The sequence below is a fragment of the Dickeya oryzae genome, from assembly GCF_020406815.2.
Lineage (GTDB): Bacteria > Pseudomonadota > Gammaproteobacteria > Enterobacterales > Enterobacteriaceae > Dickeya > Dickeya oryzae.
This window is the reverse complement of the sequence record NZ_CP162670.1, coordinates 2,699,209-2,716,907: the sequence shown is the minus strand read 5'-3', so window position 1 is coordinate 2,716,907 and position 17,699 is coordinate 2,699,209. Positions and strand designations below refer to the sequence as shown.

The following is a 17,699-nucleotide window of genomic DNA, read 5'->3' as shown; positions in this document are numbered from 1 at the left end:
TTAATGGTGGCAATTAACAGTCTTCGATGATCAGATACGCGGCGTTAACCGGGCCGTGTACCCCGACCACCTTGATAAGCTCGATGTCGGCGGTGGAACTGGGGCCACCTATCAGGTTGATACAGGAAGGCATTCGGGTGCCTTGCTCCGCCAACTGATGCAGATGGCGCGCCAGTTGCGCGACACGCGGTAAAATCGTGCTCTTGCGCACCACAAAAATTGACGACTCCGGCAGTAAGCTGACCGCACGGCCGCGATCCGGGGTGGAAAATAGCACCACGCCGCCCGATTCCGTTAACCCATATTCGGCGTAGACCACGCCGACTTTGGCTTGCTCAGCCAGCCGGATATTTTCTTCTCCCCGCGCAGGGTCCCACACCTCGGCGTGGCAGGCTTCCTGCAACCGGGCGGTGATCCCCAACGCGACCAGTCGCTCATCGCCACTGAGGATGACGGGCTCGCGGCCATAGCGTTCGCATAAACGCCATGCGGCCTCGGCGGCATCCGCCTCGCTGGTCAATTCACAATGCGCCAGCATGACGTTGGTGGCGCATTCAATGAACGCGTCACAGCGTTGCTGCGCGTCAAGTTCCGTCAGACGGGTCTGGGCATGGTCATGCGCAGGAGTCGGCGTCGGCGACGGAAGATGACGAACCGGTCGGCCCAGTGCGTTGGCGATGTCGGCTAAAAATGCGTCTCTGTGATTCATCATTTATTTCCCTGCGCTTTGTGTTTTTTAAACCAGGAACGGAAACTTTCACCATCGGCGGGCGGCAAGTCGCGCGCCTGGGTCCATTCGCTGATGGCCCCGATGTTAATGGGGAGCTTCCCATCCCGGATAAACCAACTGGCGGCACGGGCACCCGCTATCATGCCGACTTTCCATAACGTCGGGTGGCTGTTGGCATAAGCGAACAGCTTGATCGTGCTCTGCTCGCCTTTGGGCGTGAGCCCACCTTCTGCCATGACGCGGCGGTGTTTCAGAATCAGCTTCGATAACGGAATCTGGACCGGGCATACGCTATCGCAGGCGGTACACAACGAGCAGGCGTAGGGCAGATCTTTAAAATCATCGTAACCACCCAGCAGGGGAGAAATGACCGCGCCGATAGGGCCTGGATAAATAGAGCCGTAGCCGTGACCGCCGATATGGCGGTACGCCGGGCAGGTGTTCATGCATGCGCCGCAGCGAATACAACGCAGTATGTCCTTGAACTGCGACCCCAGCACGGTGGAGCGGCCGTTATCGACAATCACCAGATGGAACTCTTCCGGGCCATCCACATGGCCTGCCTCGCGTGGGCCGGTGAGCCAGGTATTGTACCCGGTCAGCCGCGCGCCGACGGCACTGCGCGCCAACATAGTGATGAGCACATCCACCTCTTCAAACGTCGGTGCGATACGCTCCATCCCCATCACTGCGATGTGCGTTTTCGGCAGGGTGGTACACATGCGGGCGTTGCCTTCATTGGTCACCAGACACACGGAACCGGTTTCCGCCACGGCGAAGTTACAGCCGGTGACGCCGATTTCCGCACTCAGAAAATCCTGACGGATCTTTTGGCGGATGAACAGTGTCATGGCTTCCGGGGTTTCCGGCCCGTCGTAGCCCAGTTTTTCACGCAGCACACGTTGAATCTGGTGACGATCTTTATGAATCGCCGGTACCACGATGTGTGACGGTGGATCGCCATCCAACTGCAGAATGTATTCGCCAAGGTCGGTTTCAATCACCTGGATACCGGCTTCCTGTAGCACGTGGTTCATGCCAATTTCTTCGGTGACCATCGATTTGGCCTTGACCACTTTTTTCGCCTGCTTCGACTGGGCGACACGCAGGATGTAATCCGTTGCGTCCTCTTTGGTTTTGGCAAAAAAGACGTGACCGCCGTTAGCGCTGACGCGTTCTGAGAGCTGGTAGAGGTAGGCATCCAGATTAGCCAGTACGTGTTCACGGATTTGGCTGGCACGCTCGCGCCAGTCTTCCCAATGCCCCAACTCATCCACCATTTTCTGGCGGTTGGCACCGATGCGCTCCTGCGCGTTGGCAACGGCGTTACGCATAATGGGGTCGTCTATCTGCTGCTTGATACGCGCTTTGAAAGCAACATCGCTGGTTTTTAAGTACATGGGTAACCTCCTCAGCGGCTCATCAACACTTCGGCGATATGCATCACCTTGACCGGGCGTCCTTCGCGTTGCAGACGTCCGCCGATATTGAGCAGGCAACTGACATCGGCACCGATCAGGTAATCCGGCTCGGCATCCATAATATGGCCTACTTTTTCTTTCACCATTTCACCGGAGATTTCCGCCATTTTTACCGAGAAGGTACCACCGAAACCGCAGCAGGTTTCCGGTGCCTGAAACGGCAGCAGTGTCAGACCATCGACCTGTTTCAGTAGCGCCAGCGGTTCTTCTTTCACCCCCATTTTGCGAAACAGACTACAGGACGGATGGTAAACCGCTTTGCCGGGTAAACGCGCGCCCACATCGACGACGCCCAGCGTGTTGACGATGAACGAGGTCAGGTCGAACATCCGCGCGGCGACCTGCTCAGCGCGTTTCGCCCACTGCGGTTCATCGCTAAGCCAGGTGGCGTAACTCTTGATGGCGTAGGTGCAAGAACCCGCTGGGGAGATAATCGGGTCGTCGTTTTCTTCCAGCGCCGCAATCAGGTTTTTCATCCCTGGGATGGCTTCTTTCACATAGCCGCTATTAAGCGCGGGCTGACCGCAGCATCCCTGCTTTTCAGGGAAATGAACCTGGCAGCCTAAGTGCTCCAGCAACAGCACCGAATCACGTGCCATCCGTGATTTCAGCGCGTCGCCGATACAGGTCACAAAAAAGTTAACATTCACGACATCTCTCCAATACAGTAGATAGACTTGTTTTTATAATTAAGACGTTATCGTCCGGCGCTGATTATTCGGAAAAACAAACAGGTTCAGGACATAAACAGGTTTAAGACATAAATAGGTTTAAGACATAAATAAATAATAAAACAGCCCGACTTTTAGCCCGAGAATCAGGATATAGGCGGTGCAGTATTTCAGCGTACCGGCCATAATGGCGCTGCCTTGTCCGTCCATTCGGGTGGCGGACACCGCAATGGCGATACTCTGCGGGGAGATCATTTTCCCGCCGGTTGCCCCGGAGGTGTTAGCAGCCGCCAGCCAGACGGGGTCAATATGGAGTTTTTCTGCCGCGACCGTTTGCAACTTGCCGAACAGAACGTTCGAGTTAGTATCGCTACCAGTGACGAACGTCCCCAGCGCACCGATGATAGGCGCGATAAAGACATAGGCACCCCCCGTGAGATTCACCATGGTCTGCGCCAGCGTGGCGATAAGCCCACTGACATCCATGATGGTCGCCATCGCGACGATAGTGGTGATAGCAATAATCGAGTTTTTCAACTGCTTAATCGTGCTAGCTAACACGCTCAGCATCTTGCCTAATGTGGCACCCTGAATGAAACCACCCAGCAGGGTCGCAATAATGATCAGAACGCCCGGTGTGGCTATCCAGTCGATTTTCAGTGATAGCGCTTTTCCTTGCGGTAACGGGAAAGACAGCGTTGAGGTCACCTGCCCGACAACCTGCTTAATGCCGGGGAATAACGGCGAACAAAGCAGGATAAAGGTAAAAATAAGCATATAAATAGAACAGGCTTTCAGCAATTCACGGCCTGAAGGCAACGCCCCTGAGCGGGTATTATTCTGGATAAGGTAGCGCGGGTCGGTTTGCCCCTTACGTGCACGCCCCATGGCCGCGACCGCGATAAGGCTGACAAGGCTGCCTGCAAACGCCGGCAGTTCTGCACCCAGGTGAACGGCGACAAAATACTGCGGGATCAGGGTGGTAATCCCACATACCAGGGTGATGCCCACCACGCCTTTTATCGCTTTCACACCGTCGCCGATGATGGCGATAATCACAAACGGCAGCAGAATGTTGAACAACGCCAGTTGCAAAATGATCGTGCCACCCAGGGCGGTAACCGGCAGGTGGACCTGCTCTGCCAAAATCGACACCGGAATACCGACGGCACCGAAGGCGGTGGGCACGGTGTTTGCCACCAATGAGGCGATGGCCGCTTTTAGTGGGTTAAAACCCAGCGCAATCAGAATACCGATAGGAATCGCCACGGCGGTACCGTAGCCCGCTGCCGCTTCAAGGAAGCCGCCGAAGCACCAGGAAATCAACAGCACCTGAATACGCTTGTCGTCGCTGATGCTGGCCAGTACGTCACGCAGAACATCCATGCTGCGTGTTTCTTGCATCAGGTTATAACTGTAAATCGCCCCCAGAATCACAATGATGATAGGCCATAAGCCCTTTATCACCCCATAGCCAATGGCTGACCCGAGTGTTTGTAACGGCATGTGCCAGACCGTCATGCTCAATATTGCCGTGATCACCAGGGTGATCAGGACGGAATGATGAATGGGCATTTTGATTTTCAAAATCAGAATGATCATTATCACTAATGGCAACACGCCAAGTGAGAATTGTAAGTATTCGTACATGATGCTCCCTAAAATAAAAATGTAACTTATTGATATCGTTCTAGGAGTAATCGTTTATAGAGAGATAAAAAAATCGGGTCAGGTGGCTGGATCGCTTCATTGAAAGATAAGTTTCAACTTGTCGCTAAAAGGTATGAATAGGTTACCCTTAGGTATAAGAGAAGGTTAATACCATTAACAATTTGTGGACTTTTACTGCAAAAAAAGGGGGAGGTGCAGACGGTATTAACGGAGGGAACGGGAAACTGCCGGCATGTCAGCGACGATACCGGCGGGTCATTGCTATCAGCGTTTCTCTTTAGCCAGTGCTTCCAACTGCTGGCGTATAGCGGTGACCGCAACAGCGCGGTTATCGGCAAGCTTGCGGTTGCTGGCGTCCGGGGCGGAGCTTTGAATACCGACCAGAATCCAGCTACCGGCGGTTTTCAGCATCAACGGCGAACCGCTATCACCCGGTAAGGTGTCACACCGGTGGGCCATCACGGCGTTATGGACCCAACCGGTAATCTGGCAATCCTGATGGCGGTACAAGGTATCCTCATGGTCTTCCGGGTAACCGGCCTGAGTAACCTTCTGTTGTGCCGCATCCAGCGCGGTTTTCAGTTCTTCCTGCGTGCCTTGCCAGATAGGTAATGGGCGGATGCCCGGCGGCGTTTCCCGCAGGCGAATCAGTGCGAAATCCCACGGTGCGGCAGCGGGGGGAACAATCCAGCCATCGCCGTCCGCTTTTAACATTTTGGCCAGTTTCTTATTGGTTAACGCTTCAATTTTATCGGTTTCATAGCGCCAGCCATTTTCTGTCGACAGAAAACGCAGTGCGACCGGTTTGTCCGGTACACCGGGCGGTGCTACGACACAGTGGCCTGCCGTCAGTGCCAGATGGGGTGAAATCAAGGTGGCGGTGCACAGGTTGCCGCTGGCGGTTTCTAATTGACCAATCGCCTGCCATGGCCACTGGGAGGTATCCGGCACGCTATCGCGATCATCATGATTAAAGAACAGGATCTGTTTTTGTTGTTCCGTCAGGGTCGAGGTGTCGTCATCGGCCCACACGTAAGGGGCGAGCACGCTCAATGAACATAACAACCAGGCTGATATGCGCATGTAATGAATGGCCTTTAAAAATGAAAAAATTCAGCGTAGTAACCGTCATCAATCCACTATAAACGTAGCATGCCGACATCAAAGCAGGAAACGATAGGGTAGTCAGGTGAATCGAATGACCTGATTTGGGCGCGCTGGTGAGAGTGAAATCGGATTACAGGAAAAAGACGACAATGACCAACGCGCAGATAAGCAGGAAGGACAACATGATTTCGAATGAATAACGCCGCAGCATTATCAGGTCCCCCATGAAACAAACACCCGGCGAACCGGGTGTTTTATAACACTACTGTCATGCCGATAATCGCTACCGGTGTTCATGACCATTAACTATTTCTTACCTGGGTGAATTAAGCAGCTGTTGGAGCAGCAACTTTCTTCGCTTTTTTCACTTTTTTGTGTTTTTTAGCAGCCTGAGCTTTCTGAGCAGCCGGGGCTTTCTTAGCTACTTTTTTGTGCTTTTTGGCAGCCTGGGCTTTCTGAGCAGCCGGGGCTTTCTTAGCTACTTTTTTGTGCTTTTTGGCAGCCTGGGCTTTCTGAGCAGCCGGAGCTTTCTTAGCTACTTTTTTGTGCTTTTTGGCAGCCTGGGCTTTCTGAGCAGCCGGAGCTTTCTTAGCTACTTTTTTGTGTTTTTTGGCAGCCTGGGCTTTCTGAGCAGCCGGGGCTTTTTTCTTAGCTACTTTTTTGTGCTTTTTAGCCGCCTGAGCTTTCTGGGTCGCTTTTTTCTTCTCAACTTTTTTCACCGGTTTTTTCGCGGTATCCGCTTTAGCCGGAGCGGCAGCAGTTGCCGGGGCGTTAGCCGGAGCAGCAGTGGTGCCAGCTGCGAAGGCTACAGAGGACAGACCCAGAGCCGCACCTGCGATCAACACTAAAAATTTCTTCATCGTAAATTCCTCATTATCCCGTTCACATTTCAAGCCCCAGGGTGGGCCGATGACTGAAGCATAAGATAAGCGACGCTAACGATCTGTGAGTGTTTGGTTTCCGCGTGTAACGGATTGTACAAGGTTCGCAGACGAAGAATTTGATGCGGGTTTGGTGGTGACAATCGGCCAGCGGAACAGGAAACGAGCGCCCCCCAACGGGCTGCTGTCGACGTCGATAGTGCCGTTGTAAGCACGCACGATGGCGTGAACAATGGCCAGCCCCAGACCGCAACCGCCGCTGCTGTTTTCGATGCCTGCCTCCAGACGGATGAAGGGTTCGAAAATGTGCTCACGGTCTTGCGGTGCGATACCTGGCCCGTCATCTTCCACTTGCAGACACGCGGTCTGCTGATCGAGCGTCAACCCGACTCGCAGGCGTTGTTGGCAGAAACGTAAACCATTATTGACCAGATTATTCAGTACCCGCTCCATCAGGCGCAGGTCGACATAGCCGAACTGGTTACCGCTCGCGACATCCAGTTCAATCAGTTTGTCATCGTGCACCAGTCGAAAATCATCGACCCGTTTTTGCAACCATTGCGACAGGTCGATCTCTTCGAGATGCAGCGTCACCTGCGGCCGGTCAAGACGGGCGTAGGTCAGCAGTTCGTCGATGAGCGCTTCGAGTTGGCCGACATCCCGGTTGATGGCTTCCTGCTCGTCATCGGTCAGGTTGTCGCTCATCGCCAGCCGGTAACGCAACCGAACCAGCGGGGTGCGCAGCTCATGGGCAATATTGTCGATAAGCTGTTTCTTACTGGTAATTAATTGGTTGAGGTTATCGGCCATACGGTTGAATGCCACGCCTAAGCGAAACAGGCTGGAGGTATTATCAAAATGGGTGCGCTCTTCCAGATGCCCGTCGCCCAGCCGTTGTGCCGCACTTTCCAGCCGCAGCATCGCTTTCCAGTGTGGGCGCATCCATAAAAATACCGGTAGCGCCAGCGACAACCCGATTAACGCCAGAAACAGTAAATTGACCAGACGTATTTCATGCAGGAAGAACAGGTAGGGGATGGGGCCGACCGCCAGCACATAATGGCTGCGCGGAATACGCTGGATGAAGGTGTACTCGTCATCCAACGCGACGATTTCACCCTGAATCAGCCGCTGTTGCGCCAGCGTGCTGAGCCGATATTTATTGATGGGCTCAATGTGTAACTTGAACGACAAATTGAGATCCATCTGGTTGATGGTTTTGTGCCACTCTCTGGGGGGGATGGAGCGTAATTCGTTGCGAATCAGGTACAGCGAGCTTTTCATCAGGTCGTCCATCGATTGCCGACCGGCGCGCTCCGCCGTGACTTTGTACACCAACCCGACCAGCAGGGTCATCACCAGAAAGCTGGCAAACAGCAGTAGAAAGAACTGAATAAACAGTTTTTTCATGGCGTGAGGGTCTCCCAGGCATTCGGGGCGAACAGGTAGCCTTTGTTACGGATGGTTTTGATACGCACCGGCTCCAGCGCGTTGTCGTAGAGCTTTTTACGCAGACGGGAAATCGCCACATCGATACTGCGGTCCATACCGTCGTAACTGACGCCGCGCAACGCCTTGAGCAACGCTTCACGATCCATGATCTGCCCGGCGTGGGTGGCCAGTAACCACAGTAAATCGAAGTCCGACGTGGAAAGCGGAATATTTTCATCCGCCAGCGTGACGTCGCGGTTGACCGGGTCGATACACAGCAGGCCGAAATGTAGCGATTTATGCACCTGCACCTGTGCTTTTTCCGGGGTGTTCTTCTCAACGACAGGTTGCGGTGTGGCGGCGTATTGACGGAAATGTAATCTCAGACGTGCCAGCAGAACCGCAGGCGGTGTGGTCTTCAGGATATAGTCATCGGCCCCCATCTCCAGCGACAGAATGTGGTTCATGTCGCTGTCGAGCGAGGTGAGCAGAACGATCGGGCCGGTGTATTGTGGGCGCAGCTCACGGCAAATCGTCATGCCGTCCTTGCCGGGCAACATGATGTCCAGTAGCACCAGATCGGGTTGTTGTTCTTCGATGAAGGCCAGAGCGTTATCACCACGAGGCTCAATGCGCACATCAATATCATGTTTGCCCAGATAGGCTGCAATCAGTTTGCCAACTTCCGGATCATCCTCAACAAAAACAACTTTATACATGACATTCTACTCACAACAGTACGCGTATTATGGTTCATGCGACAGCATGGAAGCGACGGCCAAAGCGTAGGGTGCGCTGGATCGCATTGCCAGCAGAAAAGCCCCAGCTTTTGCCGTATAGCTCTACAATTGTTAGAGATACTATACCTTATTAATCCTTTTTACGTTGTAATGGTTGATGTGAATGGCGCGACGGCAATGGTCGCTTGGCGGAAAGGAGAGAAGGGATGGAAGAGGCTCACTCTGGGCCTGCGGGCTCCTCTGAAAGGATGTGTATTGATTACACGGCGTACCTCGGTGCGCTGTGCCGCAAGCGCTGGCGTTTTGTTGATGCGTTATATGGTGTGATGCCTATTTTTGGTATGGTGACCAAATCTTCCATGGCGGCGGGAACGACCGGTGCCACGGGGAAAGATGACCTGCTGGAGCTGGCGATGCAGGTGTTGTCCACTCAGGCCAGCGATGAAACCAATCTTTCTCGGTTGATTACACTGGCGTGCCAACATGGGGTGACGGAACTGGATATCCAGTTACCGTATGCATTGTCTGGCGAGCAGTTGCAGATAATCGAGCGTGCGTGTCGCGGCTACGAACTGGTGTTGAGCCAGCGGGCGGAATGCCTTTCGGTGCATTCCGTGGCGTCAGCCGAATTTTGCTAACCTGTTTTTTAACCTATCTGTTTTTTAATTGATCAGGAAAACCGGCCTCGCGCAATGCTAAGGCCGGTCGGTTGTCAGGTGTTGAGCGAGTCGTGCTGGGCTTGGGTTTCTGCCAGCGCTTGTTCCAGCGTCGCGTAGAATCCCAGCCGGTTGGCAATCGGCGTCACATTCGCCCGAGCCAGTGTTTTGAGCGGCTGAAACGGGATATCGGTAAGAATCAACTGTTTTTCTGGCGGTAACAATTCCACAAAATGGCGGAATGCATTAAGGCCGCCCGCATCCAGCACCGAGACTGCATCCCACTGCAGGATGATGGTTGGATAAGGCTCGGCACGTTCCATCAGTTCCGTAAACAGCCGCTCTGCGGCCGCAAAGAATAACGGGCCGTTGATTCGCAGCACCAGCCGCTGGTCTGCAACGGTGCCTGGCAGTTCGCTCAGTCGGGTCATGCGCGCCACATTCCCCATAAACAGCAATGAGGCCAGCACAATACCGACCGTAATGGCGATCACCATATCAAACAGAACGGTTAACCCCATGCACAACAGCAATATCAGGATATCGTCGCGTGGTGCCCGGCGCAGGATATAGAGCACCTTGTGCGCCTCGCTCATGTTCCAGGCTACCAGCAGCAGCAACGACGCCATGGCGGAGAGCGGCAGATAAGACAGCCAGGGAGCCAGCACCAGCAAAGACAGCAATACCAGCAAGGCATGGATCACCGCCGCGATAGGCGAGGTCGCTCCCGCACGCACGTTTGCCGCTGAGCGGGCGATCGCCGCCGTCGCGGTAATGCCGCCAAAGAACGGGGCAACCATGTTGCCGATGCCCTGGCCCAGCAGTTCGCTGCTAGGGTGGTGTTTGCGACCAGTCATCCCATCCAGTACGACAGCGCACAGCAACGATTCAATGGCACCCAACATCGCCATCGAAAATGCCGCTGGCAGCAGTTCGGACAGGCTTTGCCAGCTCAGCGTCATGGTGTGTCCATCCGGCGCGGGGATATTCCACGGCAGAACAAACTGCGGCAGGATAGCTGGGATCCCTTGCCCGTGGCTGCCGTCGGCCAACAGGTAGCTAAAACGCGAACCGATGGTGGCGACCTCGATATGAAACGATGACAGCACCCCCATCACGGCGGTGCCAGCCAGCAGTGCCGGGAGGTGCCCCGGCAGGCGAACGCCGAGCCGGGGCCAGACTATCAATACCAACAGTGTCGTGGCGCCGATAAGGGTGTCGCCGATATTGAGTGTGGGCATAGCCAGCGCCAGCGCCGCGACTTTGGCGGCATAGTGCTCTGGCACCGTCGCCATCGTCAGGCCAAAAAAGTCTTTTACCTGCATGGTGGCGATGGTAATGGCGATACCCGACGTGAAGCCCAGCGTGACCGGCAACGGGATGTATTCAATCAGCCGCCCCAGCCGACACAGCCCCATCAGCAGTAAAAAGACCCCAGAGAGCAGAGTGGCGACCAGCAGCCCGGAAAGACCAAACTGTTGCGACACCGGGTTGAGAATGACCACAAACGCGGCTGTCGGCCCCGATACGCTGTAGCGCGAACCGCCGCAGATGGCGATCAACAATCCAGCAACCGCCGAGGTGTAAAGCCCGTACTGCGGTGGCACGCCGCTGGCGATAGCCAACGCCATAGCCAGTGGGATGGCGATAATACCGACAGTAATGCCGGCGATAACATCATGGGTAAAACGCGATAAGGTGTACTTTTCTCGCCAGCAGGCTTCAATCAGCGCGCTGAACGGTCTGATACCGTTAATTCGGTGTGATTTCATGGAAAGCAAGAACCAAACAATGAAAAACAGGCGGGTCGACAGCGGCCCGTCACGGCCAGGGCGTGTGCCGCCTGCGGTGGTTGCCTGAAAAACGCGAATAAAAAACGCAGCCACCACGGTAGGACACAGTCCAAAGTCGATACCATACGCCTGTTTTTTGGCGAAGATCCAGCGATAAATCAATAGAAAGGGTTTTTTCGGGGTAAATGTGTCGCGACTGAGGCCGTGCCACAATGCCGCTCATCGTCGCTCATCGTCGCTCATCAGTGGCGGCCTGCGCCGGTATAGGTCGTCGATACCGGCACAGCGGGAAGGGGGGTGCGTTTACAGCATAACAGTCATCAGGTACGCCACGAACAGCGCCAAATGGGCGCTACCGTTGAGCACATTGGTGCGACCGGTAGAAAACGAAATCTGGCACAAGATCAGTACCGATAGCATCACCACGATATGGGGCAAGTCGAGGGCGAAATGCAGCGTCCGGCCGGTGAGGGTGGCTATCAGCGTCACGGCGGGGACTGTGAGCGAAATGGTTGCCAGCACGGAACCAAAGAACAGGTTCATCGCACGTTGCACCTGATTACGCAGTACGGCGGTAATCGCCCCCAGACCTTCCGGCGAGAGGATCAGCAGCGCGACCAGAAAACCGGTGAACTGGGACGGGGCGTTCATGGCCTCCAGCAGCCCTTCCAACTGCGGGGAGTCCATTTTGGTAACGGCAATGACCGCCACCAGGTGGACCAGCAGCCAGACGGCATGCCAGGCAGAGCTGTGTGCGGAAGGTTTGCCGTGATGTGGGTCGCCGTCATCGCCCTCGTCTTCGTGCTCATAAACAAACAGGCTTTGATGCGTACGGGTTTGGATCAGCAGGAAGACGCCGTACATCATGGCTGAAATCAGCGCGATAATAATGGATTGCGCCACCGAAAAATTGCCGTCTGGCAAGGCGGCCGGGAACACCAACACCAGTACCGCCAGCGGAAAGATAGCCATCAGGTACTGTTTGATGCCGCCCAGATTAACGTACTGCGTGGCGAATTTTCGCCCACCCAGCAACAGCGCGAAACCGACCAAACCACCGGTGACAATCATAATGATGGAGTAGAGGGTATCGCGCATCAGCGTCGGGCCTGCGTCCCCGGTCGCCATCAGCGCTGAAATCAGGCTGACCTCGAGAATGACGACCGACAGGCTGAGGATAAGCGACCCGTAGGGTTCACCCAGACGATGCGCCAGCACATCCGCATGGCGCACGACGCTAAATGCGCTGGCAAGGATCCCGACCAACGCCAGCAGATTGATGCCGACCATGGCGGACAGGCTGCGACTATCGCCCCAGAGTGTAAGCACCAGCAGCGCCAGCAGTGGGAAGATCAAGGTATATTCGTGATGACGGGTTTTCACCGCGTCAGTGGATGTCGGCATGATCGGGTCTCCTTATATACCGTCTGAAAAAATACCGTCTGCAAACAGAATGTCGTGAAAGCCACATAGCGTGAAAGCAACAGGTGGTGAAAAACGGTTTCTTGCAAGCAATGCAGCGCGAGAAACGATGCGTTTTGAAAACAATGCGTTTTGAAAACAATGCTGAGGCGGTATCCGGGTGTTTATCGCTGCCGACACGATATAGCCTGGCGCTGGCCATAGTCGGCGGTGTTACCTGAATGTTTTCGCTGCCTCGTCGATAATCTCGGTGTTGAATTATTGCTGAAACCTCAGGGTAACCTCATAAAATGAAAGGTGGCTGAGGGTTTTTATTGTTTGATATTTATATGATTAATAATAAAGGATTTTGTTTATTTTGTTTACTCTCTTTACCAAAGAATAACGCACTTTATCTTTCTATACATAGTTGTTTTTAGGGTTATCGAGTAATAAATAAGACGTGAGTGCTATTTTTTCATGAATCGAATGGTTGTGCGTTGGGCGGCAAGCCCGGTGTTTATTCCTGATGCGATTCCTGATGTGATGCTACTGAATGCCGGGGGACGGGCGAGATAGTGCTTAAGGCGTGGCTATTCCACCTTGTTGCCATTGCATTTTCTTACCGTTCTTAATGGCTCATCGGCTTTATGATAATTCTGGTAAAGATTAACGATATTTTGCCGTAGAAATAAGCAATACCTGCGTTGATTATAGGGTTGATAATCGGCCAGAATAGACAAGGCGGCGCAGCCGCGCAGTAAAATCGTTTTAGTGAGGGCAGTAGGTAGTGTTGACGCGTGATTTCTTGCAGAAAGCGGATTGTAAAACCTCGTTTGGAAAAATTGACGAATCATTGCTGCTAACACCTCAGCAGCGAGAGGCTTCTCTGGCGTGTACGTTGGCATCCCGCCCCGATCAAAGCCCTGTCTGGGTGTTTGGCTATGGCTCGTTGATGTGGAACCCGGTGTTTGATGCCGAAGAAGTCTGTGTGGCAACGCTTTACGGCTGGCATCGTACCTTTTGTCTGCGTCTTACCGCAGGGCGCGGTACGCACAGTCAGCCCGGCCGCATGCTGGGGTTGAAACCGGGAGGCGAAACGACCGGGCTGGCCTATCGGTTGCCTGAAACGACGCTGCGCGACGAGCTGGAACTGTTGTGGAAGCGCGAAATGCTGACCGGCTGTTATCGGCCATTGTGGTGTGAGTTACGGTGTCAGAACGGGGAGCCGATTACCGCGCTGGTGTTTGTCACCAACCCGGAACATCCATTGCTGGAAGCGGATACCTGTATTCAGAGCATCGCGCCGTTGATTGCCAGCGCCAGCGGGCCGCTCGGTACCAATGCCCAGTATCTGTTTGCGCTGGAACAGGAACTGAATCACTACGGTATGGCGGACGAAAGCCTGAGTGCGCTGGCGCAGCGGGTACGTGAGCTGCAACAAAATCTCTCCATCGGCCCGGCACAGGAATCCCCGTGCTGATTGCTATTGGCGGTGTTCTGGCAGTACGTTGACGGTGTGAGCCAGCAGGGTAGGCATACACTGAGGCGGCGGTTGTCTATACCGGTTCGGCGGTAGTGATGATACCATGCAGGCAACGTGTCACGACTGGGATTGTCAGACCGGCAACAAGGCCACCGTCAATGAGTTCATTTTATCAACAGATATGGGGAACTGCGGCGCGTCCCGGCAAGGTGCTGGGTGGTTTCCTTTCGTTATGCCTGACGCTGTTGGGCCTGTTGTTTTTTACCTTCCTGTTAACCCATTTAGCGTCAGCTGATCAGGTGTTGCCCGTCACGGGAGAACATGCCAGCGATGCTACCTATAGCCAGGTGCGCCAGCAACTGGGGCTCGACAAGCCATTGTGGCTGCAATTCTGGGATTACCTTTGCGCGCTGATGCAAGGCGACTTCGGCGTATCGCGTACCACCTCACAACCGGTGCTGGATGATTTACTGCGCACCTTCCCGGCTACCTTTGAACTGGCGACCAGCGCCATCGTGCTTGGATTTGGTGGCGGCATTACGCTGGCGCTGTTATCGGCGTTGAAACCCGGCGGTGTTTTAGACTATCTGGTGCGCACGGTGGCGTTGCTGGGGTATTCCGTACCGGTATTCTGGATTGGGCTACTCAGCCTGTTGCTGTTTTACTCGGTGCTGCACTGGTCTGCCGGGCCGGGACGGATCGATGACGTTTACCAGTATTCGGCCGAATTACCGACCGGATTTGTGTTGTTCGGCGACTGGAGTCGCAATCTGGCGATGCTTCGTAACGCGCTGGCACACCTGTGGCTGCCCGCCTGCGTACTGGGGTTTGTGTCAATGGCCAGCATCGCACGGATGTTGCGCACGGCGCTGTTGGAAGAGAGTGGTAAAGAATACGTCACGTTAGCCCGTGCGATGGGGGCCAGTCGGTGGCGTATCCTGCTTTTTCATATTTTGCCCAATATCCAGACGGTCATGGTGACAGTATTGATGCTCTCTTACGCCAGCCTGCTGGAAGGGGCGATTCTGGTGGAAACGGTGTTTTCCTGGCCCGGCGTAGGGCGCTACCTGACGACGGCGCTGTTTGCCGCTGACATTCCGGCGGTACTGGGGGCGACGTTGTTGATTGGGGTCTGTTTCATCCTGCTCAATGCACTGGCGGATGCGCTGATCTTTTTGCTGGACCCACGTACACGATGAGGTGGACCTTCCTGTTCCCGGTTAGCCGTCGGCCAGCGCGTCGTCGCGTTGTGTTTAACAGCATCAATGTGTGTTTTCTTATGCTGACCTTACTGACGCTGGTGGCGCTTTTCGCCCCCTGGCTGGCACCGTTCGACCCTTATACCCATAATATTATCCAGCGATTGCAACCACCGAGCCAGGCGCATTGGCTGGGGACCGACGGTTTTGGGCGTGACCTGTTATCACGGGTGATTTACGGCACCCGCCCTGTATTGATCATGGTGGCGCTGATTCTCATCATCACGATTCCCGTTGGGCTTATCGTGGGGGTAGGTGCAGGGTATCTGGGTGGCTGGATAGATAAAGTATTGATGCGACTGACGGATATCATGCTGGCACTGCCGGGGTTGGTGATTGCGCTGTCGCTGGTCGCGGTGCTGGGCCCAGGATTACTGCATGGCGCACTGGCGCTGGCGTTAAGTGCCTGGCCGCAGTTTGCCCGACAGGCGCGAGCTGAAACGATGGCGCTGCGTAACAGTGAGTTTCTGCTGGCCGCCCGTATGCAAGGCATTAGTGGATGGCGATTGATGTATGGCCACGTACTGCCCTTGTGTCTGCCTGGTGCGATGGCCCGTGCCGCGATGACGCCGGGCAATATGATTTTGGCGGCCGCTGGACTGGGCTTTCTGGGGCTGGGCGCACCACCGCCGATGGCGGAATGGGGGGCGATGGTCGCGGAAGGCAGTAATGTGATGCTGGAACAGTGGTGGGTTGCCACCATGCCGGGGCTGGCGATTTTATTTACCAGCCTGACCTTTAATTTTCTGGGCAACGCTCTGCGCGACAGACTGGATCCTCGTTATGGCAAACACTGACTCCTGCTTGCTGGAGGTGGAAAATCTTTCGATCTGGCGTCGTAACGGTCAGCCGCACGTGCTGGTGCACCCGTTGTCATTCCGTATGCGACGAGAGCGGGTGGCGCTGGTGGGCGAGTCCGGCGCGGGGAAATCACTATTGGCCTGGGCGCTGATGGGGTTGTTGCCGTATGAATGCCTGATGCAGGCGGAGCGGCTTGAGCTGGCCGGGCAGGATCTGCTGCGGTTTAGTTCGACGCAGTGGCGACAATGGCGTGGCAGGCGTGTCGCGATGGTGATGCAGGAGCCGAAGCAGGCATTAAACCCGATGCGCACGATAGGCTGGCAAATGGAGGAGCCGCTGCGGTTGCACACCCGGTTGCCGCGCCAAGAAAGACAAGAGCGCGTGCTGGAGAGCCTGAACGCTGTTGGTCTGGCGGAGTCCGGTGGGGTGCTGGCCTGTTATCCTCACCAGATTTCTGGCGGTATGGCTCAACGGGTGATGCTGGCGATGGCGATGATTACCCAGCCGGATCTGTTGATTATCGATGAGCGCACCTTTGCGCTGGACAGGGAAACCCGGGTGCAGGTGCTGTCATTACTTGACCACTTGCTCACCGAACACCACATGGGATTACTGTTGATTAGCCATGATTTGCCGCTGGTCGTGCACCATTGTGCCCACATTCTGGTGATGCGTCAGGGCCATCTGGTGGATACGCTGCCCGCGTCACAGCTACCGAATGCGACACACCCTTACACCCGGATGCTCTGGCATTCCCAGCCGGGTAAACAGACACACGGGCAGATATTGCCGATGATGCCGGACCAACCGGAAGGAACGGCATGATGCACGAACCGATGGCCGTGGTCGTTGAGCAGGTGAGTGTGGCGCACTGGCAGGGGTATCAGCGCCATGATGTTGTGCATAACGCCAGTTTCACGGTGGTGCAGGGCGAGTGTTTCGGGCTGGCCGGGCCATCCGGCAGTGGCAAGTCTTCGCTGTTGTGGGCGCTGGCCGGGCTGAACCCTCACTGGTCGGGAACGATGACACTGCTTGAGCAGCCGATCTATCCCGGTCGGTCATTCGGGCCGGTCTTGCGGCGGCAGGTACAGATGGTCTTTCAGGACCCCTACGCGTCGTTGCATCCACGTCATACCCTGCGTAAAACCCTGAGCGACCCGTTACGGTTGATGGGCGTATTCGATGTGGACGATCGACTGGCGCAAGGGGCAGGGCAACTGGGTTTGCCTTGCTATCTGCTGGATAATTACCCGCATCAGTTGTCTGGCGGACAACGCCAACTGATGGCGTTATTGCGCACGTTACTGATGCGCCCGCGCGTGTTGTTGCTGGATGATGCCACCTCCGCGCTGGACATGCTCGGGCAGGCGCGTGTGTTCAATGTCCTTACTCGCTTGCGTGAGAGCGACGACCTGACCATGATACTGGTCAGCAATGACTGCAATGTGATGGAACACATGTGTGATCGTGTGTTGTGGATGCAAGACGGCAGGCTACTGTCTCACTGAACATAATCTCACTGAACATAATCTCACTGAATGTAATCCCACAGAACAGGATCCCGCTGACCACCATCCTTCTGATGACATGG

At 55.0% G+C, this 17,699-nt stretch carries 16 protein-coding genes; 6 read left to right on the top strand and 10 right to left on the bottom strand.

Features of this window, described 5'->3' with window-relative positions; all coding sequences use genetic code 11:
* Nucleotides 1-13: 13 nt before the first annotated feature.
* From LF929_RS12005 to rstA, 8 genes are all read right to left on the bottom strand, one after another.
* Nucleotides 14-709, bottom strand: coding sequence for a lactate utilization protein C (locus LF929_RS12005; RefSeq protein ID WP_226093188.1), 696 nt, complete (start codon nt 707-709; stop codon nt 14-16).
* Nucleotides 709-2,130, bottom strand: a complete 1,422-nt coding sequence (locus tag LF929_RS12000) for a LutB/LldF family L-lactate oxidation iron-sulfur protein (protein WP_016942435.1) — start codon at nt 2,128-2,130, stop codon at nt 709-711. The genes LF929_RS12005 and LF929_RS12000 overlap by 1 nt, the downstream gene beginning before the upstream one ends.
* Before the next feature lie 11 nt (nt 2,131-2,141).
* Nucleotides 2,142-2,861, bottom strand: coding sequence for a (Fe-S)-binding protein (locus LF929_RS11995; protein ID WP_038907719.1), 720 nt, complete (start codon nt 2,859-2,861; stop codon nt 2,142-2,144).
* 120 nt (nt 2,862-2,981) lie between these two features.
* Nucleotides 2,982-4,532, bottom strand: coding sequence for an L-lactate permease (locus LF929_RS11990; protein ID WP_168365842.1), 1,551 nt, complete (start codon nt 4,530-4,532; stop codon nt 2,982-2,984).
* A gap of 285 nt (nt 4,533-4,817) precedes the next feature.
* Nucleotides 4,818-5,636 carry a serine protease gene (locus tag LF929_RS11985; protein ID WP_038904083.1) on the bottom strand — a complete coding sequence of 273 codons (819 nt, stop codon included), beginning with the start codon at nt 5,634-5,636 and terminating at the stop codon, nt 4,818-4,820.
* A gap of 350 nt (nt 5,637-5,986) precedes the next feature.
* On the bottom strand, nt 5,987-6,520 hold the full coding sequence (gene asr / locus LF929_RS11980) for an acid resistance repetitive basic protein Asr (RefSeq protein ID WP_368678943.1): 534 nt from the start codon (nt 6,518-6,520) through the stop codon (nt 5,987-5,989).
* A gap of 75 nt (nt 6,521-6,595) precedes the next feature.
* Entirely contained in the window at nt 6,596-7,951 is a 1,356-nt protein-coding gene (gene rstB / locus LF929_RS11975) for a two-component system sensor histidine kinase RstB (protein ID WP_016942429.1), read from the bottom strand.
* The gene (rstA, locus tag LF929_RS11970) at nt 7,948-8,691 is read right to left on the bottom strand and encodes a two-component system response regulator RstA (protein ID WP_019846616.1); all 744 of its coding nucleotides are present in this window, start codon (nt 8,689-8,691) and stop codon (nt 7,948-7,950) included. Before rstA ends, rstB begins: the two co-directional genes overlap by 4 nt.
* A gap of 227 nt (nt 8,692-8,918) precedes the next feature.
* Between rstA and LF929_RS11965 the strand changes: the two genes are divergently transcribed.
* A complete protein-coding gene (locus LF929_RS11965; RefSeq protein ID WP_038904086.1) occupies nt 8,919-9,350 on the top strand; it encodes a hypothetical protein in 432 nt (143 codons plus the stop codon).
* 74 nt (nt 9,351-9,424) lie between these two features.
* Here the strand turns inward: LF929_RS11965 and dauA are convergent, their stop codons facing one another.
* Nucleotides 9,425-11,140, bottom strand: a complete 1,716-nt coding sequence (gene dauA / locus LF929_RS11960) for a C4-dicarboxylic acid transporter DauA (protein ID WP_210177245.1) — start codon at nt 11,138-11,140, stop codon at nt 9,425-9,427.
* Nucleotides 11,141-11,464: 324 nt separating this feature from the next.
* A complete protein-coding gene (gene chaA, locus LF929_RS11955) occupies nt 11,465-12,565 on the bottom strand; it encodes a sodium-potassium/proton antiporter ChaA (protein ID WP_019846619.1) in 1,101 nt (366 codons plus the stop codon).
* 787 nt (nt 12,566-13,352) lie between these two features.
* Here chaA and LF929_RS11950 point away from each other — a divergent pair.
* The 5 genes from LF929_RS11950 to LF929_RS11930 all read left to right on the top strand — a co-directional run bounded on the left by LF929_RS11950 (nt 13,353) and on the right by LF929_RS11930 (nt 17,616).
* Nucleotides 13,353-14,045 (top strand): gamma-glutamylcyclotransferase, encoded by a 693-nt coding sequence (locus LF929_RS11950; RefSeq protein WP_210175017.1) that lies wholly within the window; start codon nt 13,353-13,355, stop codon nt 14,043-14,045.
* Nucleotides 14,046-14,206: 161 nt separating this feature from the next.
* Nucleotides 14,207-15,247, top strand: a complete 1,041-nt coding sequence (locus LF929_RS11945) for an ABC transporter permease (protein ID WP_038904088.1) — start codon at nt 14,207-14,209, stop codon at nt 15,245-15,247.
* The gene (locus tag LF929_RS11940; protein WP_168365837.1) at nt 15,244-16,104 is read left to right on the top strand and encodes an ABC transporter permease; all 861 of its coding nucleotides are present in this window, start codon (nt 15,244-15,246) and stop codon (nt 16,102-16,104) included. Before LF929_RS11945 ends, LF929_RS11940 begins: the two co-directional genes overlap by 4 nt.
* Nucleotides 16,091-16,933 carry an ABC transporter ATP-binding protein gene (locus LF929_RS11935; RefSeq protein ID WP_226093166.1) on the top strand — a complete coding sequence of 281 codons (843 nt, stop codon included), beginning with the start codon at nt 16,091-16,093 and terminating at the stop codon, nt 16,931-16,933. The genes LF929_RS11940 and LF929_RS11935 overlap by 14 nt, the downstream gene beginning before the upstream one ends.
* Complete coding sequence (locus tag LF929_RS11930; protein ID WP_226093186.1) at nt 16,933-17,616, top strand: ABC transporter ATP-binding protein; 684 nt, start codon at nt 16,933-16,935, stop codon at nt 17,614-17,616. The genes LF929_RS11935 and LF929_RS11930 overlap by 1 nt, the downstream gene beginning before the upstream one ends.
* Nucleotides 17,617-17,699: the final 83 nt, after the last annotated feature.